Source organism: Micromonospora sp. WMMD1155 (assembly GCF_029581275.1).
Taxonomy (GTDB): Bacteria; Actinomycetota; Actinomycetes; order Mycobacteriales; family Micromonosporaceae; genus Micromonospora.
In genome coordinates this window covers 7,067,286-7,089,332 of record NZ_CP120742.1, presented here as the reverse complement: position 1 = coordinate 7,089,332, position 22,047 = coordinate 7,067,286, and the positions used below count along the sequence as shown (strand labels likewise).

21 protein-coding genes and 1 pseudogene are annotated in these 22,047 nt (G+C 70.1%); 17 read left to right on the top strand and 5 right to left on the bottom strand.

The features are described from left to right. Window positions 1-113 precede the first annotated feature (113 nt). Window positions 114-575, top strand: a complete 462-nt coding sequence (locus O7617_RS32440; RefSeq protein WP_282260407.1) for an ATP-binding protein — start codon at window positions 114-116, stop codon at window positions 573-575. A gap of 72 nt (window positions 576-647) precedes the next feature. Here the strand turns inward: O7617_RS32440 and O7617_RS32435 are convergent, their stop codons facing one another. Continuing rightward, on the bottom strand, window positions 648-3,446 hold the full coding sequence (locus tag O7617_RS32435; RefSeq protein WP_282260405.1) for a LuxR C-terminal-related transcriptional regulator: 2,799 nt from the start codon (window positions 3,444-3,446) through the stop codon (window positions 648-650). A gap of 140 nt (window positions 3,447-3,586) precedes the next feature. Between O7617_RS32435 and O7617_RS32430 the strand changes: the two genes are divergently transcribed. Together O7617_RS32430 and O7617_RS32425 are read left to right on the top strand one after the other, a co-directional pair. Next, on the top strand, window positions 3,587-3,943 hold the full coding sequence (locus O7617_RS32430) for a VOC family protein (protein WP_282260403.1): 357 nt from the start codon (window positions 3,587-3,589) through the stop codon (window positions 3,941-3,943). Window positions 3,944-4,053: 110 nt separating this feature from the next. Continuing rightward, entirely contained in the window at window positions 4,054-4,662 is a 609-nt protein-coding gene (locus tag O7617_RS32425) for a glyoxalase (protein WP_282260401.1), read from the top strand. Window positions 4,663-4,690: 28 nt separating this feature from the next. Here O7617_RS32425 and O7617_RS32420 read toward each other — a convergent pair whose 3' ends face one another. Together O7617_RS32420 and O7617_RS32415 are read right to left on the bottom strand one after the other, a co-directional pair. Beyond that, window positions 4,691-5,485: a TIGR03943 family protein gene (locus O7617_RS32420; protein ID WP_282260399.1), complete on the bottom strand. Its 795-nt coding sequence runs from the start codon at window positions 5,483-5,485 to the stop codon at window positions 4,691-4,693. After that, entirely contained in the window at window positions 5,482-6,570 is a 1,089-nt protein-coding gene (locus O7617_RS32415) for a permease (RefSeq protein WP_282260397.1), read from the bottom strand. The genes O7617_RS32420 and O7617_RS32415 overlap by 4 nt, the downstream gene beginning before the upstream one ends. A 546-nt stretch (window positions 6,571-7,116) precedes the next feature. Between O7617_RS32415 and O7617_RS32410 the strand changes: the two genes are divergently transcribed. Continuing rightward, a complete protein-coding gene (locus O7617_RS32410) occupies window positions 7,117-7,533 on the top strand; it encodes a transcriptional repressor (RefSeq protein WP_282260396.1) in 417 nt (138 codons plus the stop codon). 238 nt (window positions 7,534-7,771) lie between these two features. On the opposite strand, the pseudogene O7617_RS32405 reads toward O7617_RS32410, so the two are convergent. Both O7617_RS32405 and O7617_RS32400 read right to left on the bottom strand, forming a co-directional pair. Further along, window positions 7,772-8,011: pseudogene (locus O7617_RS32405) on the bottom strand (type B 50S ribosomal protein L31); the annotation flags it as partial. Then, window positions 8,008-9,303 carry a GTP-binding protein gene (locus tag O7617_RS32400; protein ID WP_282260395.1) on the bottom strand — a complete coding sequence of 432 codons (1,296 nt, stop codon included), beginning with the start codon at window positions 9,301-9,303 and terminating at the stop codon, window positions 8,008-8,010. The gene O7617_RS32400 and the pseudogene O7617_RS32405, both read right to left, overlap by 4 nt. A gap of 201 nt (window positions 9,304-9,504) precedes the next feature. On the opposite strand from O7617_RS32400, the gene rpmB reads away from it, so the two are divergent. The 13 genes from rpmB to O7617_RS32335 all read left to right on the top strand — a co-directional run bounded on the left by rpmB (window position 9,505) and on the right by O7617_RS32335 (window position 22,040). After that, on the top strand, window positions 9,505-9,741 hold the full coding sequence (gene rpmB / locus O7617_RS32395) for a 50S ribosomal protein L28 (protein ID WP_203118037.1): 237 nt from the start codon (window positions 9,505-9,507) through the stop codon (window positions 9,739-9,741). Continuing rightward, on the top strand, window positions 9,741-9,908 hold the full coding sequence (rpmG, locus tag O7617_RS32390) for a 50S ribosomal protein L33 (RefSeq protein ID WP_013287204.1): 168 nt from the start codon (window positions 9,741-9,743) through the stop codon (window positions 9,906-9,908). Before rpmB ends, rpmG begins: the two co-directional genes overlap by 1 nt. Then, the gene (gene rpsN, locus O7617_RS32385) at window positions 9,908-10,213 is read left to right on the top strand and encodes a 30S ribosomal protein S14 (RefSeq protein ID WP_282260394.1); all 306 of its coding nucleotides are present in this window, start codon (window positions 9,908-9,910) and stop codon (window positions 10,211-10,213) included. Before rpmG ends, rpsN begins: the two co-directional genes overlap by 1 nt. Window positions 10,214-10,263: 50 nt before the next feature. Then, complete coding sequence (locus tag O7617_RS32380) at window positions 10,264-11,736, top strand: choice-of-anchor M domain-containing protein (RefSeq protein ID WP_282260393.1); 1,473 nt, start codon at window positions 10,264-10,266, stop codon at window positions 11,734-11,736. A gap of 120 nt (window positions 11,737-11,856) precedes the next feature. Then, window positions 11,857-12,930, top strand: coding sequence for a DUF916 domain-containing protein (locus tag O7617_RS32375; protein WP_282260390.1), 1,074 nt, complete (start codon window positions 11,857-11,859; stop codon window positions 12,928-12,930). Between the two features lie 89 nt (window positions 12,931-13,019). Further along, window positions 13,020-14,606: a TIGR03773 family transporter-associated surface protein gene (locus tag O7617_RS32370; protein ID WP_282264932.1), complete on the top strand. Its 1,587-nt coding sequence runs from the start codon at window positions 13,020-13,022 to the stop codon at window positions 14,604-14,606. After that, window positions 14,603-16,186 (top strand): anchored repeat ABC transporter, substrate-binding protein, encoded by a 1,584-nt coding sequence (locus O7617_RS32365; protein WP_282260388.1) that lies wholly within the window; start codon window positions 14,603-14,605, stop codon window positions 16,184-16,186. The genes O7617_RS32370 and O7617_RS32365 overlap by 4 nt, the downstream gene beginning before the upstream one ends. Then, window positions 16,186-17,178 (top strand): choice-of-anchor M domain-containing protein, encoded by a 993-nt coding sequence (locus tag O7617_RS32360; protein WP_282260386.1) that lies wholly within the window; start codon window positions 16,186-16,188, stop codon window positions 17,176-17,178. The genes O7617_RS32365 and O7617_RS32360 overlap by 1 nt, the downstream gene beginning before the upstream one ends. Then, complete coding sequence (locus O7617_RS32355; protein WP_282260385.1) at window positions 17,175-17,918, top strand: anchored repeat-type ABC transporter ATP-binding subunit; 744 nt, start codon at window positions 17,175-17,177, stop codon at window positions 17,916-17,918. Before O7617_RS32360 ends, O7617_RS32355 begins: the two co-directional genes overlap by 4 nt. Continuing rightward, window positions 17,918-18,835, top strand: coding sequence for an anchored repeat-type ABC transporter permease subunit (locus O7617_RS32350; protein ID WP_282260384.1), 918 nt, complete (start codon window positions 17,918-17,920; stop codon window positions 18,833-18,835). Before O7617_RS32355 ends, O7617_RS32350 begins: the two co-directional genes overlap by 1 nt. Window positions 18,836-18,898: 63 nt before the next feature. Beyond that, on the top strand, window positions 18,899-19,555 hold the full coding sequence (locus O7617_RS32345) for a choice-of-anchor M domain-containing protein (RefSeq protein ID WP_282260383.1): 657 nt from the start codon (window positions 18,899-18,901) through the stop codon (window positions 19,553-19,555). Beyond that, on the top strand, window positions 19,552-20,205 hold the full coding sequence (locus O7617_RS32340; protein ID WP_282260382.1) for a choice-of-anchor M domain-containing protein: 654 nt from the start codon (window positions 19,552-19,554) through the stop codon (window positions 20,203-20,205). The genes O7617_RS32345 and O7617_RS32340 overlap by 4 nt, the downstream gene beginning before the upstream one ends. A gap of 473 nt (window positions 20,206-20,678) precedes the next feature. Beyond that, on the top strand, window positions 20,679-22,040 hold the full coding sequence (locus O7617_RS32335) for a Y4yA family PLP-dependent enzyme (protein ID WP_282260380.1): 1,362 nt from the start codon (window positions 20,679-20,681) through the stop codon (window positions 22,038-22,040). The last annotated feature ends 7 nt before the right edge of the window (window positions 22,041-22,047 follow it).

Here is a 22,047-nt window from a genome sequence, read left to right as displayed (position 1 = left end):
GGCGGTGTCGCGCGCGACGTGGGGTACCTTCCCATGTCACATTGATGCCTCCGTCGTGCGGTGAACCTTCTCGGAGAGCAGACTCCGACCCGCCACCGGCACGGTCATCAACCTTGACGGCCGCACAGAGAGGGGAAGCAGTGGCGATCCCGCCTCGCGACCAGCATGCGCCGACCGCCGGGAGGCCCCTCTTCTCGACGTCGTTCGACCTCACCGACCTCGCTCGGGTCCGCATCGAGATCGAAGCCGTCAGTCGTCGGTGCGGCCTCGACCAGGACGAGATTCAGGACTGGGTGACGGCGGTCAACGAATTGTTGATCAACGTGATTCGGCACGGGGGCGGTAGCGGCTCGATGCGTCTGCTGCTGAACGGACGGCTCACCTGTGAAGTGACCGACCAGGGTCGGGGCTTCAACGCTGCTCATTATGTTCCGCGCGTCGAGCGACCGCCCCTGTCCGGCGCCGGCGGGATGGGGCTGTGGGTGGTGGGTCAGATGGCCGACTACCTTCTCGTCGACAGCGGACCCGCCGGCACCACCATCCGCATCGCGGCCCGCACCCGCGACGCAGGCTAGTCGTCGGCCTGCCGACGGGTGCGGTCCTCGCCCCGGGTCGCACCAGCTGAGGCCCCACCCGCCGGCGCGCGCTCAGGTCGCGGTGTTCTGAAGTCGGCAGGAGACCATCGGGGCGAGTCCAAGGTCGCCGAGTGCGGCCGCGCCCCGCTCGGCATGGACGCCACCGGCGAGCACCAGGGTTCGTGCGGACTGGTATCGGCAACCCGCGGCGTCGAACGCGTCCGCCGCAGCGAGCAACGCCTGCTGATCGCCGTCGAGCAGCGCACCAGCTCGTCGCACGATGGCTTCGGCGACGACGTTGCCGGCCACGATGGTCCTGGCCTCGGCCAGGTGGTCACGAGCGCCCGGCCCCCCGGCGAGCACCGCGGCCTCGGCGCGCAGCGCGACATACCAGTGCAGCCAGACCCAGGTGACCGACTTCCACACGTCGCCCGGCTCGGGAGCCATCCGCTCCAGCGCCTCTGGCGCCTGCCCCCGGTGCAGCAGGACCATCGCGTCGAAGACCGCTCCGTAGCCATAGGTCTGTTCGTGTGAGCTACCGAGCCTATTCAGGACCGCGGCCCAGACGCTCTGGGCCTCCCGATCGTCACGTAGACCATGGATCATCGCGACCCCCGCTGCTGCGGGACCGAGGACCGATCTGGCCGGGCTGCCGGCCCGCTGCCACGCGTCGAGGAACCGCACACTGCCGGCGAGTACCTCGTCGGTGTCACCCGCGAGCGCGTCGGCCACCAACAACCAACTCGTGGCACGATGACCGACCTCCGCGAGCAGCGGATGGTCGGCGATCTGCCGTCCCCACCGGCGGGCGGCCGGCAGGTCACCCGCGCCGAGGCTCGCCTCGGTGGCGTTGCCGAGAGCGTCGAGCAGTTCATGGGTGTTGGCCGGAGCGGCCGGTAGGGACGAGAGCAGCGTGACCCGACGCCGCGCCGTCGCCGCGCTGGCGAACGTCTCGCCGGCCCAGCACTGGGCACCGGTGAGCGCGTCGAGCGCGGCGGACTCGGCAAGCGGGTCGCGTGTACGGTGCGCGAGTTGGACGGCCCACTCGGCGCGCGCGATCGTCTCGGCTACCGCGTTGTCGGGTGGGCCCTGTGCGGCGCCGAAGGCGTCGCTGAGCACGCCGGCCTCGGCCAGAGCCACCGCGGCCCGGGCGGCCGGGTCGTCGCCGGCCAGCTCCCGCGCCTCGGCGATCAGCGCGATCGACTCCTCCGGCGGCGGAAGTAGTTCGAACTTGCTCCAGAACCGGAAGGCGTTGGTGGCAGCGGTCGCCAGGTCGGCGGCGGCACCTGCGGCGTCTCCCGCTCGGCGGGCCGCCTGCGCGGCCGCCCGCTGAAGACGGTACATGTCATCACCGCGCATGCGGCATCCAGCCACCGCAGCGGCCTGTCGGAGCATCGATGCCTCGGCGGCGGGCTCGACAGCCAGCGCGGCCGCCTGCTCGTAGCGCAGCTGAGACTCGCCGATCAGGTTACGAATGAAGGTCATCTCCGCCAGATGGCGGGCAAGGCGATGGGCGTCCAAGCGCTGCTCCGGCCGGCCGGTCGCCCAGGACAGCGCGGCGCGAAGCTCGTCCGCGACCGCGTCGAACCGGGCACGCCAATCCGCCCGCACCACGGCCAGGTCAGCGGCGGTGGCCAGACACCAGCGAAGGTGCCGTTGCCGGGACTCCACCAGCTCGCCGGCCTCGGTGAGCCGCTCCGTCCCGTACTGGCGGATGGGTTCCAGCGCCCGGTACTCGGTGCCACCCGGGAAGCCCCTCACCACCAGCAGGCTCTGTTCCGCGAGCCGGGCAAGCCCATCGGCGACGATGCCCTCCTCCGTCCCGGCTACCTCCGCCGCCGCCGAAGCGGTGAACGGCGCCACGAAGACCGACACCCTGCGCAGCAGCGCCCGGTCGGCAGGCTCCAGCAGGGCGTGACTCCAGTCCAGCGTCGCGCGAACCGACCGGTGCCGGTCATCGGTGCGGGCACCCCCGGTGAGCATTCGGAGCGGATGGGACAGGGCGGCGGTGATGCCATCCAGTCCCAGCATCGGATACCGTGCGGCAGCCAACTCGATCGCCAACGCCATCCCGTCGAGCCGCGCGCATATCGAGGCGACCTGGTCGCGAAGTGGAGGATCCAACGGCCAGCCCACCGCCGCCGCCCTCTGCATGAACAACGCGACCGCGTCCGACTCGCCGTCGACACCCAGCGACAGCGGCGGCACCGGATACACCCGCTCGAACGGCACCATCAGCCGTGCCCGGCTGGTCGCCATCACCGTCACCGCGGGACACGCCACCAGAAGCCGCTCGAGGAAGACCGCCACCCCGTCCAGCACGTGTTCGCAGTTGTCGAGAACCAGCAACGCGTGACGGTCGGCCAACGCGGCGAGAACGGACTCGGTCATGTCCCGACCGGGCTGCTCGCCCAGGCCGAGCGACACGGCGACCGCAGCTGCGATCATCTCAGGGTCGGCGACCGGAACCAGGTCGACGAACCACACACCGTCCGGGAAGTCACCAGCGGCTTGCGCGGCCACCGCGAGCGCGAGCCGGGTCTTGCCCACGCCCCCCGGGCCGACCGCGCTCACCTGACGGTGAGCCCGGATCAGCTCGGCCAACTCGGTCCGCTCGCTCACCCGGCCGACGAACGAGGTCAGCGGAGCCGGCAGGACCGACGCCTGGGACGCGGAGCCGCTGCCAGCCGCGTCACGCACGCGCTGGGCGAGCGCCCGGCGATCCGGGACCTCCAGCTTGCGCAGCAGCGAGGAGACGTGTGTCTCGACGGTACGCACCGAGATGAAGAGCCGCGCTGCGATCTCCGCGTTGCTGAGATGGTCTCCGACCAGCCTGAGCACCTCGGCTTCGCGAGGGGAGACGTCAACCACCACCCCATTCTGTCGCACGGCTCTACGTGAGCCGGTTCCGTGGTCGACTCCGTGGTCACCACGGATCCGGTCGGGACGTGCCGAGGACATGCTGTGAGCACGCACCGACCGGGCCGAGGCCCACGACCCAAGGAGTGACCATGGCGAGCTCTTCCACGCAGGGGATCAGGACCGTGCTGCACCCGGTGTCGGATCTGACCAAGTCCACGGCGGTGTACGAGGCACTGCTCGGCGTGCCGCCGACGGACGAGTCGGTCTACTACGTCGGCTTCAATGCCGCGGGCCAGCACATCGGCCTGGTGCCGGACGGCGGACCGCAGGGCCTGACCGCGCCGGTGGCCTACTGGCATGTCACGGACATCGACGCGAAGCTGGCCGAGCTGAGCGCCGCCGGCGCCACAGTGACCGAGGCCGCACACGATGTCGGCGGCGGTCGCCTCGTGGCCACGGTCGCCGACCCCGACGGGAACGTGCTGGGGCTGATCCAGGACAGCTGAGCGACGGTGCTCGTCCGAGCCCGTCACCGCCAGCAGCATCGCCAGATCCGACCACCTCTCCTTCTTCGCGGTCTGCCGATCGCGGACCGCGCAGCCCGAAAGGACCACTCATGCTCGCCATCGACTCTGTCACGCTCGAAGTCCCGGATCCGGCGCCCGCCCAGGACTTCTACACCGCGGCCTTCGATCTCGGCCCCCGTCTGCGTGTCAGCGCCTCACAGGAACCCACGACCGGTTTTCGTGGCTTCGCCATGTCGCTCGTGGTGTCCCAGCCGGGCACCGTCAACAGCCTCTTCGGCACCGCCCTCGATGGTGGAGCGACGACACTGAAGCCGGCCGCGAAGAGTTTCTGGGGTTACGGCGGGGTGCTGCGCGACCCGTACGGCACGATCTGGAAGATCGCGACATCGGCGAAGAAGGACACCGGACCGGCCACCCGGCACATCGACGAGATCGTGATCCTGTTGGGAGTGGACGACGTCGCCGCGACCAAGCGGTTCTACGTCGATCGCGGCCTCACCGTGGCCAAGAGCTTCGGCCGCAAGTACGTCGAGTTCGCCACCTCGAACATCAAGCTGGCGCTGTACGGCCGTCGTGCGGCCGCCAAGGACGCGGGCGTCGCGCCCGACGGCACCGGGTCACACCGGCTGGTCATCGGCAGCAGCAGCGCCGGGACCTTCACCGACCTCGACGGCTTCGAGTGGAGGGCCGGCGGATGAATACAGCCTGGCCAGGCGCTGCGGAAGGCTACTCGTACGGATCCTTGGGCGCGGTCACCTGTCGCCAGGTTTCCACCTCGATATAGGGGATCTCTTCGTCGTTGATGGGGTCACGGGTCACTCGGTCGGAGTATCGGCCGGTGACCTGGATCCAGGTGTCGCCGGCCAGACCGCTGGGCGCGTTGCCGGCAATTCCGAGCTTGACCGGGCGACCGTCGGCGGCGCAGCAGGACAGGATCATGCGGGCGAGGATGGGTTGTCCGTCAGGCCCCGGAGTGATGAAGCCGGTGAGTTGGACGCGCCGGTTGCCGATCGACCGGCCCTTGTCGAACAGGGCTCGGGCGGCGTAGTCGAAAACGGTGATCGTCGCCGGATCGCCGGCGGGCAGGGGAGGGTAGTCGTAGTCGTCGTCCTGCCGGGCGGTGAGTGCGGTGCCCGCCTGGCCGGCGGCGTACGAGCCGAGGGCGGGTGGAGTGACGAGCAGCAGTCCGAGAGCGGGGAGGAGGAGCAGCCAGGCGACTCGTGGTTCGTGGTGGGCGTGCTCGTCGTGAACGGCGTCTGCCGTCGACCCGCTCGGGTGCTGCTCGGCGCCCTCCCGCCGAGTCTCGCCGGTGGGGTCGCTCTGGTCCTCGGACACGTCAGCCGCGGGGCGCAGCTCGTACCAGAGGGTCATCACCGCGGCGGCGATCAGCAGCAGGCTGGCGGCGATGAGGAACGGTCGTAGCCCTTCCTTGACGTAGCGCAGGTAGAGGTCCGTGACGCTGGCGTGCAGGACCGCCGCGCCAAAGAAGATCATGATGCAGGCCTGGGTCATCCGGTTCACAGCAGCACCATCCCGGTGATGACGGCGACCGCGACGGCGACCGTGAAGGTGGCCGGCGCGAATCGGGCGGCGAAGCGCCGGCCGAAGATGCCGGCCTGCATGGAGATGAGTTTCAGATCGACCATCGGGCCGACCACCAGGAAGGCCAGCCGGGCGGTGAGGGAGAACTGCGACAGGGAGGCGGCGACGAACGCGTCCGCCTCGGAGCAGATGGACAGCAGGACCGCGAGCGCCGCCAGGGCGAGCACGGAGAGCACCGGCTGGTCGGCGAGGGTCTGCAGCCACTGTTCGGGGACGACGATGTTGATGGTGGCCGCGGCCATCGCGCCGATGACGAGGAACCCGCCGGCGTGGGCCACGTCGTGTCGCGCGGCGGACCAGAACGCCTCCCCGCGTCGCAGCCCGTCCAGATCAGGTCGGCGCGGCAGCCGGATCCAGTCGGTGCGGCCCAGGCGCAGCCAGAGCCAGCCCATGACCATGGCGACGATGAGGCTGGCGACCGCGCGGGCGAGGACCATCTCGGGATTGTTGGGGAATGCCACAGCGGTGGCGGCGAGGACGATCGGGTTGATCGCTGGCGCCGCGAGCAGGAACGCCAGTGCCGCCGCCGGGGTGACACCGCGGCGGATCAGGGAGCCGGCGATCGGTACGGCCCCGCACTCGCAGCCGGGGAGGATCACCCCGGCGGCGCTGGCGACCGGGACGGCGAGGGCGGGGTGCTTGGGCAGGGCCCGGGCCCAGAAGGACCGGGGTACGAACACCGCGATGGCGGCGGAGAGCAGCACACCGAAGACGAGGAACGGCACGGCCTGCACCATCACCGAGACGAACACCGTCGTCCAGGTCGCCAGCGACGGCGCGGACAGCAGCCTCGCCAGGGGGTCGCGCAGGAAGACGAGCAGGACGAGCACGGCGGCGAGGATCTCGACCGAACCGATCCGACCGGCGAAGGGGAACGGGGACCGCTGACCGTGCTGGTGCTTAACGGCGTCGGGGTGTGGCGTTGTGTCGGAGTCGCCGGACATCGCCGGGGGATCGGCCGATGTGCTTGTGCTCGACGAGGTGGTCGGCTCGGATGCGGCCACGCCGCCCCCTTCTGTGCTGGGCATGTGGATATGGCGTGACAGCGATGTGAGTGTATCGAGCGCGGCGGGTCTTCGTCGCGGAACCGCAGGGGTCAGCCGTCTGTGTCAGAAGCTCGTGACCAGCGCGGTTGCAGGTTGCGCGGAGTGTCGGGGGTGGACGACGCGGTGCGCGCGGTGGCGGCGTCACCGGAGACCGTCGCGGCGCCGACCGCGAAGACCGAGGCGAAGGTCCGGCTGCTCCGGATGCGAGCCTGCTCATGTTCTCTCCTCCGGAGAACCGGTCCTGAGACGACAGGAGACGTCTGGCCGAATCCTTCTTGGTGTTGGTAGTCGATGTCGATAGGTGATCGAGCGTTGTGACCTCTCCGTGACATGGTCGGCGTGCTCCGTCCTTCTGCAACGGGCCGATCTGGGCCGCTCGGCACCAGGGAAGGGCCGGGGAGGCGGCGCGGCGTGCGGTAATGCCCGACGACGCATAATGGGTCTGACGCGCAGCGAGGCGAGGTGTCGGAAGAGGTAGGCCGACGGCGCCCAGATCACGGGAGGATGGCGGCCACGGTGAACCAGGCGATGCCGAATGTGACCCGGAACACCCGACAGCGGGCAGAGGTGCTGACGCTGTTACGCGAGGTCGAGGGCTTCCACTCGGCACAGCAACTGCACCAGATGCTGCTGGCGCGCAAGGCGGGCGTGGGTCTGACCACCGTCTATCGGACACTGCAGTTGCTGGTGGACGCCGGTGAGATCGACTCGACTCGGTTGCCGGGTGGCGAACAGCTCTTCCGCCGGTGCAGCCAGAGCAAGCACCACCACCACCTGGTCTGCCGGGATTGCGGGCGCACGGTCGAGGTGGCCGGACCGGCCGTGGAGCGGTGGGCGGATCAGGTTTCCGCACAGCACGGGTTCGTCGACGTCGGCCACACCTTGGAGATCTTCGGCACCTGCGCCGAGTGCGTGCGCTGAAAGGCGAGCACGCACTGCTGAGCAAGGAGCAAGCCGCCGTCTGGATCTCGCGGCGTCTCCGGTGGTGGCGCTGGTCGACCACCCACCACTGCTGATCGCCCGTGAGCAGGCTGCCGGAGCAACCAGCTCACGGGCGGTGTCAGGCGCCGGGCCCGGTCGTGCCGGGCGGCGTCGCCCAGTCGCGACGCCTGTCGCCCCGACGACGAGCGCCCCGATGGTCAGGTGCCTTGGGCCGGTGGCGGGCGTACTTCCGGCGGAACTTCTCGACCCGGCCCGCGGTGTCGAGCAGGCGCTTCCTCCCCGTCCAGAAGGGGTGACTGGCAGAGGAGATCTGCACGTCGATGACGGGGTAGGTGTTGCCGTCGGTCCACTCGATCCGCTCGTCGCTGGAGGCGGTGGAGCGGGTGAGGAAGGCGAAGTCGGCGCCCTTGTCGCGGTAGACGACAGGTCGGTATTCGGGATGGATTCCGGGCTTCATGCGGGTCGCGCTCCTTCGGTGTCGGTGTCTGCCGGTTCCTCCACCCCGAGGGGGAAACAGCCGGCGAACGGGTCGGGGTAGGTGCGCCAGGTCGCCTCGCCGTCGGCGAGTTCGCCGTCGGTGAGCAGGCAGCGGGCGAGGGTGCGGTGCAGTTCGACGGGGTCGACGTCGAGGCCGATGAAGACCAGGTGTTGGTGACGGTCGCCGTAGTAGGGGTCCCACTCCATGGCGGCGGCGAGCCGACGTTGGTCCTCGACGTGCTCCCAGTGGCTCTCGGGCAGGCTCACCAACCAGTGTCCGAGCGAGCCCATGGCCAGACCGCCGCCGGCGAACTCCCAGGCCACCACCGTGTCGGGCTGGCTGGCCAGCCAGAGGTGACCCCGAGACCGGATCGCCTCGGCGTTGACCTGTTCGAGGACGTCGTGCAGGCGTTGCGGGTGGAAGGGGCGGCGAGCGCGGAAGACGGCGGAGACCACGCCGCAGTCGGACTCCGGCTCGTGTGAACCCAGCGTGTAGCCCTGCAGACCGCGGGCGAGCAGCCCGGGTGTCTCGGGTCGGTGTCGATGGGTGTGGCGCAGTCGGCGGGTCAGCGTGCTGGCGTCGACGAGGTCACCGTCGACGCGGATGTGCACCGCCCACGGCGCCATTCGCCGCAGCAGGACCGACAGTCGGCTGGTGTCGAAGGCGCCCTCCCGGGACTGCCCCCACAGCACCAGGGTGTCGGCGTACTCGATCTGGCGGACCACGACGTCGGCGAGCGCACGGTCGTCGTTCTCTGCGGCCTGGATGCCGAGTGCGGTGAGGTCGTCGGTGCTGGCGAGGCCGTCGAGCAGGTGTTCGGCGTCGAGCACGGTGACGTAGGAGTCGACGCGGATGACCTCGGTGATCGGGTCGCCGTCGACGAGGCAGCGGGCGCAGGCGGCGGCGACCGCCTCCGGTTCGACCACTTCGGGCAGCATCAGCACCAGGTCCCGACCGGGATGGTCGCGGGCGAGTCGGACGAGGGTGGGCAGCACGTCCTCGCGCAGGGTGCAGGAGGCGCACCCGTGCCTCAGCTCGACCTGCTCGTCCTCGACGATGCCGGTGCCGGTGCGAACCACTCGACGCACGACGCCGTCGCGGATCCCGCCGAGGTCGTGCCGCACCAGCAGCAGCGACTCGTCGGTGGCGAGCAACGCGCGAGCGACGGCGAAGGTCGCCGCCGGCCAGAACCCGGACAGCACGGTCAACGACGGGCGGGTGTCGGCGTCCGTTGCCACGACGTGGGTCGGGGCGTGTGGTGACGAGGACATTGCACTCCTCTCGACGGTTAATGAAAACGATTGTCATTCTAGGCATATCTGGGTCGGCGAGTCGAAGCGGCCCCGGGGGGCGCGGGCAGTTCACCCCGGCTGCGGCCCTGCCGCCCCGACCCGATGCGGCTCTGACCGAACGGATGATGTAGAACTGAAAACCGTTGTCGTTATCGTCTACCTCAGCAAGGAGCGTTCACTGTGTCCCGACGTTGTGACGTCACCGGCGCGAAGCCGAGCTTCGGCAACGCCGTGTCCCACTCCCACCGGCGCACCCGCCGCAGGTGGAACCCGAACCTGCAGAACCACCGCTACTGGCTGCCGTCGCAACGGCGATGGGTCAGCCTCACCCTGACGACGAAGGCGCTGAAGACCGTGGACCGCAAGGGCATCGAGAAGGTCGTCGCCGAGCTGCGCGCCCGGGGGGTGAAGCTCTGATGGCCCGCCAGACCGACGTACGACCGATCGTGCGGCTGCGCAGCACCGCCGGCACCGGCTACACGTACGTCACCCGCAAGAACCGTCGCAACGACCCGGACCGGCTGGTCCTGCGTAAGTACGACCCGGTCGTCCGCCGGCACGTCGAGTTCCGCGAAGCCCGCTGATGGCCAAGAAGAGCCTGGTCAACCGGCAGACGCGTCGCGAGGAACTGGTAACCCGGTACGCCGAGAGGCGCGCGGAGCTGAAGCGGCTGGTCGCCCACCCGGACACCGACCCGGAGGTACGCGCCGACGCGGTCCGTCGGCTCAGTCGGCTCCCACGGGATTCCAGCCCGGCGCGGTTGCGCTCGCGCGACCAGATCGACGGCCGCCCACGCGGCGTGCTGACCCGGTTCGGGTTGTCCCGGGTGCGGTTCCGCGAGCTGGCTCTGCGCGGCGAGCTGCCCGGGGTGCGCAAGGCGTCCTGGTGATGCCACCACATGCACCGCCGCGCAGGTCCGCGCGGCGTGAAGGGGGAGGTATGAATCCGAAAGTGAGGGCTCGCGGTTTCGCGGCCCTGGTTGCCGCGGCGGTGGTGGTCGCCGGCACGGTGCTGGCGCCGACCGCCGCGTCGGCGGCCGAGAAGGTGGTGTTGTCCAAGGGACACACCGACGCGCTCGACGTGCACTACGAGGGTGGGGCGCTGTCGTTGAAGGTCAACGACGACACGGTCAGCCCTTCGGTGACGCGGGACCCGGCGGACGTGACGTTCCAGGTTCTGCCGGAGGCGGCGATGGCCGTACCGGACGATCCGCGGTTCGCCTTCCTCGGGCCAGCGGGCAGTCAGGTCTGGCTCCTCCCGTTGACCCAGGATCCGGATCTGCTCTGGCCGGGTTGGAACACCACGACGCTCGACTCGGGGGTGTTCGAGGGGAACAAGGTGCGGCTGAGCCTGGTCGATGTGCAGGGACCGGGCAGCGTCACGCTGTTCACGCAGGACTCGTTCGGCGGTCCGATCATCAAGTTCCGCTCCGACGACGGCCTGCCGGACGCGATCGACGTGCCGGTGCACACGCACGCGCACTCGAACTGGACGTTCGGCGCGCTGGGTAGCTACACCCTGAAGTTCCAGGCCGACGCGACGTTGACCAACGGCACGACGGTCAGCACCGGGCCGGTCGACTACTCGTTCGTCGTCGGCGAGCTGTCCGGCGGTGGGCCGGAGGTCAGCCTGTCGGTCAGCGGTATGGCCGACGAGTACCAGCCCAACGACACGGTGACCCTCAACGCGGTGCAGACGCCGCAGACCGAGCTGGACCACTACCACTGGTTCAGCAGGTGCCCCGGCACTGACGACTGGAGCATCATCGCGGGTGAGGCGGGAGCGAGCTACTCGTTCACGGCCACCCGGGAGCTGAACGCCTGCGAGTACGTGGCCAAGCTGTACGGCGACGGTCACGAGGTGGTAGCGACCAGCGAGCCGGTGTCCCTCTGGGTGGCGTTCCCGCCGGAGGAGCCGGGCACCTCGCAGACGATCACCGCGTCGATCGACGAGACGCAGGGTTCCCTGGTGATCAGCGTCAACCCGGACGACCGTGCCGTGGTGCTGCCACCGGCACAGCTCACCGCCGGTGGTGACCGGTGGGAGAGCAACGGCGAACTCCGCCCGGTCACGGTGACCGACACCCGCGCCGGGCAACCGGGGTGGAGCGCGTCCGGTCAGATCCCGGCGGACTTCGCCGGGCCGGACGGTGCGACGTTCAGCTCCGGCTACCTCGGCTGGGACCCTCGGGTGATCACCCAGGGCGCCGGGCAGGGTGTCGTCGCTGGTCCGGAGGTCACACCGTACGTCGTCGGGTCCGGCGGCGGTCTCGGCAACAGCGCGGTGCTGGGAGCAGCGCCGAACGGTGCCGGGCGGGGTACCGCGCAACTGGGCGCGGGTCTGCGGCTGAGCCTGCCCACCGAGACGGCCGCTGGGACGTACTCCGCGACCCTCACCCTCACCGCGATCTGATCGCCCGAACCCGTCCGGTGGCCCGGCGCTGAACCGTGCCACCGGACGGCCGCGGGGTGGGTGGGCCGCTGCCGCCACCCGCCCACCCCGCCTGACCTCTCGCATCCAGGAACGAAATCCATGCGCCTGTTCGCCGCCATCGCCACCGGCATCGTCCTGCTCGCCGCGGCACCGCCCACGCCTCCCGCGCCGTCGGCGCAGCCTGCCGTGACCTGGGGAGTGACGCCGTCGACGGCGAAGGGCCCGAACGGCCGCCCGGCCTTCACCTACAAGCTCGACCCCGGTGCCACAGTGACCGACTACGTCGCGGTCACCAATCACTCGGCGCGCCCACTGGCCCTCAACCTGTACGCCAGTGACGCGTTCACCACCGCGCAGGGCGGGTTCGACCTGCTGGCCGGTGGTCAGAAGCCCACCGACGTCGGCGCCTGGGTCCGCTTCACCGGCGGCACCGTGACCATCCCGTCCACGTCCCGCCTGGACATCCCGTTCACGCTCACCGTGCCGAACAATGCCACGCCCGGGGACCACGTTGGTGGGATAGTCGCCTCGCTCGCCTCCACGGCGGCAGACGCACAGGGCAACCAGGTCGCCGTCGACCACCGGGTCGGCGCGCGGATCTACCTGCGGGTGAGCGGCGAGCTGCAACCAGCGATGACCGTCGAAAACCTTCAGGTACGGCACACCGGCTCGCTGAACCCCCTCGCCGGTGGCACGCTCACCGCGACCTTCACCGTCCGCAACACCGGCAACGTCCGGCTCACCGGGCAGCCCACGCTCACCGCGGCCGGGCCGTTCGGCCTCGGCCGGCGCTCGACCGACGGGGCGGCCCTGCCGGAGATCCTGCCCGGCGGCGAACTGACCACCACCGTCCGCATGACGGGCGTGCCGCCACTGTTCCGGTTGACCGTGAACGCCGCCGTCACACCCGCCGCCGTGGGCGACCAGGTCCTCGACCCGCAGCCGACCGCCGACGCAGCCCGGTTCTCCGTCTGGGCGGTGCCCTGGCCGCAACTGGTCCTCCTGGCCGTGCTCGCACTCGTCGGCTGGGCGCTGATCACCGCCCACCGGCGACGGACCCGACAGATCGCTCGAGCGGTGGCCATCGCCCGGGCGGAGGGTCGTGCCGAGGCCAGCCGAAAAACGGACAGCCGGCAGCCGGACGTCGACCGCACGGTGCGGAACGACGGATGACACGCCAACCGAACCGAGCGGCGTCAGAGCCGCGTCACGTCGAACTGGAACGCAGCCGTCTGGGGAGCCAAAAAATGAGGATGAGAACCATGCGCGCCGGTGCCGCCGGCCTTGCGTTAGCCGTACTGGCGGTGGCCCTCGAGGGTGCGCCGGCAGCCGCGGAACCGGCCGCGGTCACCGCGGCCGGCGCGGACCTGGTGTCCGTCGCCCTGAACGGTGACTCGATGTCGCTGCGGCTGCGCGACGCCGCGCAGGTGTCCCACGACGCGGCCGGACACGACCCGGCCGAGGTGGTGCTCGGCCCGGCTGGCGGGCTGGCCGGCCGAGTGCCGGCAGGGAAGAGCTTCGCGTTCCTCGGTTCGCCGGGGCACGCCGTGTGGTCACTGTCCGCCGGCGACAGCGGGTTCCCAGCGCTGGACACCACCGGGGTACGCCCCGGCGTCGTCACCGATGACACGGTGGCCCTCACCGTACGTTCGGTCGAGGGCCCGGGAACGTTCACGGCGTACACCCTGTCCGGTCTCGGCACGGCGACTCCGCTCTTCGGCAGCGGCCCGGGTCTGGCGCGGACGGCGCAGCTACCGGTGGCGACGCGTACCGGCGGGGTGGTCTGGGCCTTCGACGCGGCCGGTGACTACCGGCTGGCCCTGACCTGCTCGGCCACCCTGCGCTCCGGCCGGAAGGTCAGCGCGGAGACCACGTACCGGGTGCGCGTGCCGGCGATCAGCCCGGTCGAGCAGGCGCCGCTCGCGCCTCCCGCCAAGCAGGTGCCGGGGCCCGACGAGCAGTCGGCAGCGCGCGCACTCGCCGCACCCCCGGCTGCGCCGAAGCCCGCAGCCGCGCCGAAACCCGCCGCAGCCCCACCGGCTGCGGCCGCGAAGGCGGCGGCCACCACCGCCACGGGTGCCCGACAGGTGATTGCCGACGGGCACGTCGACATGGGCCCTCAACTGTCCGGAGAGACGTGGACGATCCGGATCAAGGACGACCGGACCAGCCCTCCCGTCTGGCGGGAGACCGCCGACGTGGTCCTGCAGGTCAAGGACAACGCGAAGATCACGGTACCGGCCGGCGCCGACTTCCTCGGCAAGCAGGGCGACGCCGTGTGGCTGCTACCGCAGTCGCAGCAGGCGGGCATCGTCTGGCCCGGCTGGAACACCCAGCACGAGTCCGTCGTCTCGGGGATCAAGGGCAACGTCACCTGGACGCTGAAGGGCGTCGACGGGCCCGGCCGGTTCGCCCTCTTCCTGACCGGCTCGTTCGGCAAGGCCGACGTGCTCTTCGACTCGGCCAAGGCGTTCCCGCAGCAACTGAGCGTTCCGCTGAACACCCACGCGCACGGCAACTGGGCGTTCAGCAAGCCCGGCCTGTACCGCCTCGCCGTGCAGATGAACGGCACCACCAGCGCCGGCAAGGCGGTCACCGACACGAAGACGCTCACCCTCGCCGTCGGCGACAGCACCGACCCGAACAGCGGCTTCGGCTCCGGCGGTGGCACCGGGAGTGGCGGAGACGACGACGGGGGAGACCAGGGCGGCGCCGGCCGTCTCCCGCGCACCGGTGCCGGTTGGGTGCTGACGGCCGGCGCGGCCGGCGTGGTTCTCGTCGCCGTCGGGGTGCTGCTGGTGCTGTTGACCCGTCGCCGCCGCGCCGGCCTCGCGACGGCAGACGCATGAGCCCACTGGTCGCGCCACGGCTGCGGAAGGCGGTCCTGCCGCTGCTGATCGTGGGGCTGATCGCGGGCTGCCGGTCGGAGGTGGCGTTGACCGCCGACGACGACCGGCTCCAGGTCGTCACGACCACCGGCATCCTGCGGGATCTGGTGAGCAACGTCGGTGGTGAGCGGGTGGCGGTCACGTCCCTGGTGCCCGACAGCGCCGACCCGCACAGCTACGAGCCGTCGTTGCGGGACGTCCGGGATGTGGTCTACGCCGACGTGGCGTTCAGCAACTACCTGCTGCTGGAGGAGCAGGCCGTCATCAAGGCGCTGGACGCGAACCTGCGCGACGGCGTACCGAACATCTCGCTGGCTGAGGGAGCGGTGAAGTACGCCGCGGAGATCATCCCCCTGGTCGAGGACGTGTCGCTGGACACCATCTGGTTGGGCATGCGGGTACGCGGCACCGGTGCGGCGCAGGGCGCGAACCGCTCCTCCGACGTGCTGCTCAGCGCGACCGCCGCGGACGGACCGGGCCGGCTACTCGCGTACCTGACCGAGTCGTTCGGCAACCCGTCGTTCTCCGTCGACTCCGGCGACGGGTTCGACGCCGCCAACGGATACCGGGACGACACCGCCACGCTGCCACCCGACGCCCACACTCACATGAGCTGGGCGTTCACCAAGCCCGGCGTCTACCGGCTGACCATGCGGGCCCACCTGGCGGTGACCCCCGAAACCGCGCCCGTCCCACTGGGTGAGCAGGCGTTCACCTTCGCCGTCGGAGTGGACCCGCACTCGGTGGCAGGGATGGCAGGCGCGCAGGTGTTGAACGCCGGCCACGCCGACGTCACCGTCGACCTCGACGAGCGGCGGCTCTACCTGTTCGCCGACCCGGAGGGCAGCGGTGAAGCCAACCAGCGGGTGTACGACCCGGCCAGCACCGTGATCGAGGTGCCGAACAAGGCGCTGCTGGAGGTGCCCGGTGACCGCAGGTTCCGGTTTCTCGGCCGGCCCGGCACCCAGGTCTACCAGCTGCCGCAGGCGGTGCTCGGCAAGCACGTGCACGGCGAGATCGACCCGCACCTGTGGCAGAACGTCCGCAACGCCATCTCCTATGTGGAGCTCATTCGGGACACCCTGATCGGCGTCGACCCGCACGGCGCGGCGGATTACCGCGCGAACGCCTCGGCCTACATCCGGGAACTGGAGACGCTCGATACCCAGGTCCGCGACACCATCGCCCGCATCCCGCCGTCACGCCGGCACCTGGTCAGCACCCACGACGCGTTCGGCTACCTGGGCCAGGCGTACGGGATGCAGATCTCCGGTTTCGTCACCCCGAACCCCGCCACCGAACCGAGCCTCGCCGACCGCCGCCGGCTCACTGAGACGATCCGCAACCTGAAGATCCCCGCCGTCTTCCTGGAACCCAACCTGGCGGCCCGATCCACCACCCTCACCGAGGTGGCCCGTGAAGAGGGGCTGCGGGTCTGCCCGATCTACGGCGACACGTTCGACCGGGACGTCACCACCTACGCGGACATGATGCGGTTCAACGCCGAATCGCTGCACGACTGCCTGACCACGGACAAGTGATGGAGGAGCCAGTGACGGCAGGACGGGCGCGGCGCCGCCTTCGTACGACAAGCGCCATCCTGCGGTGCGCGGTGGCCACGGTCATCGTGCTGGCCACGACGCATACCCCGGCCCGAGCCGAGGAGCCGACACCGGGCCTCGGCCAGTCGATCGCCGCCGACCAGCCCCTGGCCACCGGCCGGACCGAACTCGCCACCGGTCACGTCGACATCGGTCCCCGCTACGTCGACAACCGGTGGACACTGCTGATCCACGACGGCACACAGGCGCAACCGGTGTGGCGCGACCCCGACGAGACCCTGCTTCGAATTTCCGACGCCGCGTTGCAGACCGTTCCCGACGACCCGGCGTACGCGTTCCTCGGCGTTGACGCCGGCAAGCGGGTGTACGTGGTGCCGCAGACCCAGAACCAGAACGTGGTCTGGCTCGGCTGGAACACCCAGGACCCCCGGGTGATGCAGACCATCGACCGTGGCGTCACCCTGACCTTGCTCGGCGTACAGGGACCGGGGAACCTCACGACCTACCTGCAGTCGGGCAACTTCGCCGCACCCCAGCCGCTCTGGCGCTCCGCCGATTCCACGGCGCAGCCGTTCTGGGCCGAGGTCAACACCCACACCCACGCCAACTGGGTGTTCACCGCGCCAGGAATCTACCTGGTCGCGGTGCGGGCGTCGGCCGACCTGGTCAACGGTGAAACTGTCTCGGCGACCCGCACGCTGCGTTTCGCCGTGGGCGACACCACCAGCGCCGACGAGGCGTTCGCCGCCGCGGCGGACATCCCCACAGCAGCAGGGCCGGCACCAGCTGGCGAGGACCGGGCCGCCGACGACGAGTCAGCGGGCATGGGCACGACACTGCTGCTCATCGCGCTGGCGGGCGCGGCCGCCCTGCTCGCCGTCGGACTGGTTCTCCTGCTGCTGCGCGGACGCGGCGCGAAGCGCCGGGCCGAGACGGAACAGGCCGCCGCAGCGTCGGAGGGTCAGCCGTGAGAGCACTCGAGATCGAAGGGTTGGACGTGGACCTCGGCGGCCGGCCGGTCTTGCGAGACATCCGGCTGCACCTGGACCGGGGCGAACTGGTCGGGCTGCTCGGGCCCAACGGCGCCGGGAAGACCACCCTGCTCCGCGCCATCCTGGCACTGACCCGCACCCGTGGCGGCACCGTGACAGTGGAGGGCAAGCCATCGCGTCCCGGCCGTTCCGAAATCGGTTACGTCCCCCAGCGTCACGAGTTCACCTGGGATTTCCCGATCTCGGTCGAACATGCCGTGATGAGCGGCCGGACCGGGCGCATCGGCCTGCTGCGCCGATCTGGCGTCGCCGACTGGCGGGCGGTCGGCGACGCACTGGACCGCGTACAGCTGACCGGGTTGCGGCGCCGGCCGGTCGGTGAGTTGTCCGGCGGGCAACGGCAACGCGTCCTGGTCGCCCGCGCCCTCGCGCTCGCGCCGCGCATCCTGCTGCTGGACGAACCCTTCACCGGACTCGACATGCCCACCCAGGAACTGCTGGGCGACCTGTTCACCAGCCTGGCGAGAGAGGACCGCGCGGTGCTGATGACCACCCACGATCTCGTCGCCGCGGTGGACTCCTGCACCCGACTGGTCCTGCTCAACGGCCGGATCATCGCCGACGGGCAGCCGGCGGACCTACAGGACGCCGAGCTGTGGACGAAGACCTTCGGGGTGAGCGCCACCTCAGCACTGCTGAAGCTCGTGAGGGCAACCTGATGTCGATCACCGATTTCATCACCGACCTGCTCAACCCCGACCTCGCGTTCCTGCCGAAGGCGCTGGCGATCGCGGTCATGTCCAGCATCGTCTGCGGCGTCATCGGCTGCTACGTCGTCCTGCGCGGCATGGCGTTCATCGGCGACGCCGTGGCGCACGCGGTCTTCCCGGGCATCGCGGTCGCCTTCGTCCTGCAGGGCAGCCTGGTCGTCGGTGGTGCCGTCGCCGGCGTGGCCACCGCACTGCTGATCGCGATCTTCTCGCAGAACCGGCGCGTGAAGGAGGACTCGATCATCGGCGTCTTCCTGGTCGGCGCCTTCGCCCTCGGAATCGTGATCATCTCGCAGGCCCCCGGCTACGCCGGATCGCTGCAACAGTTCCTCTTCGGCTCGATCACCGGCATCCCGGACCGGGACCTGTACGTCGTCGGGGGCACCGGCCTGGTCATCCTCGGCCTGGTGCTCGCCCTGCACAAGGAGTTCGTCGCGGTCTGCCTGGACCGAGAGATGTCCCGCTCGATGGGGTTGTCGGTCTTCTGGCTCGACATCGTGCTCTACGTTCTGGTCACCCTGGCCGTGGTGATCTCCCTGCAGACCATCGGCAACATCCTCGTCCTGGCGCTGCTGATCACCCCGGCGGCGGCGGCACGTCTGCTCACCGACCGGCTCGGCGTGATGATGCTGCTCGCCCCCCTGATCGGCGGTGTATCGGCGACCGTCGGGATGTACCTGTCCTGGAGCTACGACACGCCGGTCGGCGGCACCATCGTCCTGGTCGCCACAGCGGTCTTCCTGGCCGCCTGGCTGTTCGCCCCGCGACACGGCCTCCTGAGTCGACGGTGGCGACGCCCCGGCGGGCAGGAACTCGACGATGACGCGCAGCCGAGTCCTCGTCCAGCCCTATCGCAGGCCAGTTAAAACGACTATCGTTTCCATTAAGCGTTGGTCCACTCGGGACCTTCGCAGGAGAGGAGTCTCTTCGTGCGTAGCACCATCCGTCATCTACTGGCGTCGGGTGTCCTGGGCGTGGCGTTGGTCGCCACGGCCCTGCCCGCCCAGGCCGCCACCACGTCCGCCGTGGTGTTCAACTCCGGCCATCTCGACCTCGTGGACGTGGCCTACGAGGACGGCGCGCTGGAGGTCGGCATCCACGACGAGGACAACGACGTCGAGTACGGCGCCGACGAGGTCAAGCTGATCGTCAAGCGCCAAGCCAAGGTCACGGTCCCCGCCGACCCCGCGTTCGCCTTCCTCGGCACCCCAGGCGCGTCCACGGTGTGGATCCTGCCGCAGATCCAGAACACCAACCTCATCTGGCCGGGCATCGCCGCCGAGGAGATCGAAGCCGGCGTCTTCACCGGCGACGCGCTGACGCTGGCCGTGCAGTCGGTGACCGGCCCCGGCCAGCTCGCGATCTACACCGAAAGCGCTGTCGGCCAGCCGACCATCCTGGCCGACAGCGGTGACGGCCTCCCGGATGCCATCACGGTGACCGCCGGTGACCACACCCACGCCAACTGGGCGTTCGACCAGGCCGGCAACTACAAGGTGACCGTGCGCGCCACCGGCACCCTGGCCGCCACCGGCCAGCAGGTGACCTCCGCCCCCGCCACGCTGCGCTTCACGGTCAAGGCGTGAACGCCATGCGTATCCGCAGCCGGCTGATCGCCGGTCTCATCGTGACTGCCGCACTGCTCGTCGGGACCGGCACGCCCGTCGCCGCGGCACCGGTCGTGCTCTCCAGTGGCCACGTCGACGTGATCGATGTCGACTACGCCGCCGGCGCGCTCACCGTCAACGTCCTGGACGGCACCGGCACCACTGCCGTCGAACGCAACCCCGCCGACGTGCTCTTCCGGGTGCCGAACACCGCCAAGATCACCGTGCCCGGCGGCTCGGCCTGGTCCTTCCTGGGCACGGGCGGTCAGGCGTGGGTCCTGCCGCAGTCCAGCACCGCCGGACTCCTCTGGGCCGGATGGAACACGACCGAGGTGCCCACCGGCGTCTTCCAGAACAACCGGGTCACCTTCAAACTCACCAGCGTCTCCGGACCTGCCGGCTTCAGCATCTACACCGTCTCCGGCGGCACCCCCTCGGTGCTCTTCGACAGCGGGAACGGCCTACCCGACAGCCTCAACGTCACCTACAACACCCACGCCCACGCCAACTGGGGCTTCGACGCCGCCGGCACCTACGCCGTCACCTTCGAGGTCACCGGCAAACTCTCCTCCACCGGTGCCACCGTCAGCTCTGGCGCCAAGACCTTCACCTTCGACGTCCTTCCCTGATCTGTCCCACCGAACCTGACCTGCCACTGTCGGTATCCGCTCCGGCCGGAGTCAGGCGTCACACCGGATCCGACCGCCGCGCGGTGTCTCCTTCGGGCACCGCGCGGCGGACGGTGTCACGGCCCCGGCAACTGCCTGCTGCGCCAGAGACGGAGCACCGGAAGAAATAGAACTTCCGCCGAGGCCGCGGGGGCATCGAATGGTGGCGATAACATCAACGTATATGCACGATTGACTATGTAAGGACGTTTGCTCAGTCGTTCGTCTATCGCCCCTTGGCGGGCGTCGGAACATCGGTTACGTTGAAGCAGGCCGCCGCCACGAAGGGTTTTTCGGCGCGAGGGGCGGTGGCGTCCGTGGCACCACGACTCACCTGAGGAGTCGCATTGCCCCTTCATCTGGCTCCGCGAATCGATCCGACACTCCAGTCGGTGCTCGACGATATCGCCCTCATGACGCAATTATCCGACGCAATGGGATCCCCGCTCGGTGTGATTCTGCCGCATCGGTTGAGGGACAACATCGCCGCATTTCGTGCGGTCTTCACCGAGCACCGCCTCTCGGGTGAGATGTACTACGCGCACAAGGCCAACCGATCCAGCGCCCTGGTGCGCGAGCTCGCCACCACCGACGCGGGCATCGACGTGGCGTCGCTGGCTGAGCTGCAGCACGCGCTCGGTGCCGGCTTCGTGTCGCAGCGGATCATGGCGACCGGGCCGAAGAACGAGGAGTTCCTCTGGCTCTGCGCCCGCACCGGAGTCACCGTCAGCGCCGACTCGATCGGCGAGTTGGCGACGCTCGCCAGGCTGGTCACGGACTGGTCGTTGCCGCGCGTACGGGTGATGGCCCGCCTGTCCGGCTTCACCTCGACAGGCGTGCGGCTCGGCAGCCGTCGCAGCCGCTTCGGGGTGCCGGCCGCCGAGACGAGCGAGATCCTCGACGCGGTCGAGAAACACACCGATGCCCTGAACCTGGTCGGAGTGGCATTCCACCTCGACACGATCGGGCTGCCGGAGAAGGCAACGGCCTTGGAGGGCTGCCTCGGTGCGCTGGACGAGTGCCGCCGGCGCGGTCTGCGACCGTGGTCGGTGGACATCGGCGGTGGGTTCGGCGTCGACTACCTCGCCGACGGCGCGCAGTGGGAGCGGTACACCTCCGCGTTGACCGAGGCGGTGCTCGGCAGGCGTGCGCCGCTGACCTGGAACGGGCACGCCTACGGACTGCGCGCCGAAGGTGACCACGTTCGGGGTTCGCTGAACCTGTACCCCGCCCACCGGCCCGTGTCGGGGCCGGCGTACCTCGATCGGTTGTTGCGGACCCTCTCGCCCGAGCAGCGCCGCCCGCTCGGGACGCTGCTGTTGGACAACATGTACGACCTGCACATCGAGCCGGGTCGGGCCCTGCTCGACCAGTGCGGCCTGGTCCTGGCCCGCGTTCTCGAGGTTCGCGACGAGGCCGACGGCGACACGATCGTGCGCCTGGACTGCAACGCACGGGATGTCAGCATCGAGGAGCACGGCGTCCTGATGGACCCGGTCGTCCTGCACCGGACGACTCCGGCCGGTCCGGGGCCCGCGGGGGTGTACCTGTTCGGCAACCTCTGTCTCGAGGCGGATCTCATCACCCGCCGCAAGGTCTTCCTCCCCTCCAGGCCCCGCACCGGCGACCTGCTCGCCTTCGTCAACACCGCCGGCTACCTCATGGACTTCAGTGCCACGCAGGCGCTGCACCAGCCGATCGGCCGCAAGGTCGCGCTGTACCGCGACGACGGCGGGTGGCGATGGTGCCTCGACGAGCAGTACTGGCCCGTTCACCATCGCGTGGAGGCGACATGAGGTTCGA

Coding starts and splice junctions, on each gene's coding strand:
- O7617_RS32410 (WP_282260396.1), top strand. CDS start 7,117: ATGGCGGCCACGGTGAACCAGGCGATGCCGAATGTGACCCGGAACACC.
- O7617_RS32425 (WP_282260401.1), top strand. CDS start 4,054: ATGCTCGCCATCGACTCTGTCACGCTCGAAGTCCCGGATCCGGCGCCC.
- O7617_RS32365 (WP_282260388.1), top strand. CDS start 14,603: ATGAGCCCACTGGTCGCGCCACGGCTGCGGAAGGCGGTCCTGCCGCTG.
- O7617_RS32350 (WP_282260384.1), top strand. CDS start 17,918: ATGTCGATCACCGATTTCATCACCGACCTGCTCAACCCCGACCTCGCG.
- O7617_RS32400 (WP_282260395.1), bottom strand. CDS start 9,303: ATGTCCTCGTCACCACACGCCCCGACCCACGTCGTGGCAACGGACGCC.
- O7617_RS32380 (WP_282260393.1), top strand. CDS start 10,264: ATGAATCCGAAAGTGAGGGCTCGCGGTTTCGCGGCCCTGGTTGCCGCG.
- O7617_RS32370 (WP_282264932.1), top strand. CDS start 13,020: ATGCGCGCCGGTGCCGCCGGCCTTGCGTTAGCCGTACTGGCGGTGGCC.
- O7617_RS32375 (WP_282260390.1), top strand. CDS start 11,857: ATGCGCCTGTTCGCCGCCATCGCCACCGGCATCGTCCTGCTCGCCGCG.
- O7617_RS32430 (WP_282260403.1), top strand. CDS start 3,587: ATGGCGAGCTCTTCCACGCAGGGGATCAGGACCGTGCTGCACCCGGTG.
- rpsN (WP_282260394.1), top strand. CDS start 9,908: ATGGCCAAGAAGAGCCTGGTCAACCGGCAGACGCGTCGCGAGGAACTG.
- rpmG (WP_013287204.1), top strand. CDS start 9,741: ATGGCCCGCCAGACCGACGTACGACCGATCGTGCGGCTGCGCAGCACC.
- O7617_RS32360 (WP_282260386.1), top strand. CDS start 16,186: ATGGAGGAGCCAGTGACGGCAGGACGGGCGCGGCGCCGCCTTCGTACG.
- O7617_RS32335 (WP_282260380.1), top strand. CDS start 20,679: ATGGGATCCCCGCTCGGTGTGATTCTGCCGCATCGGTTGAGGGACAAC.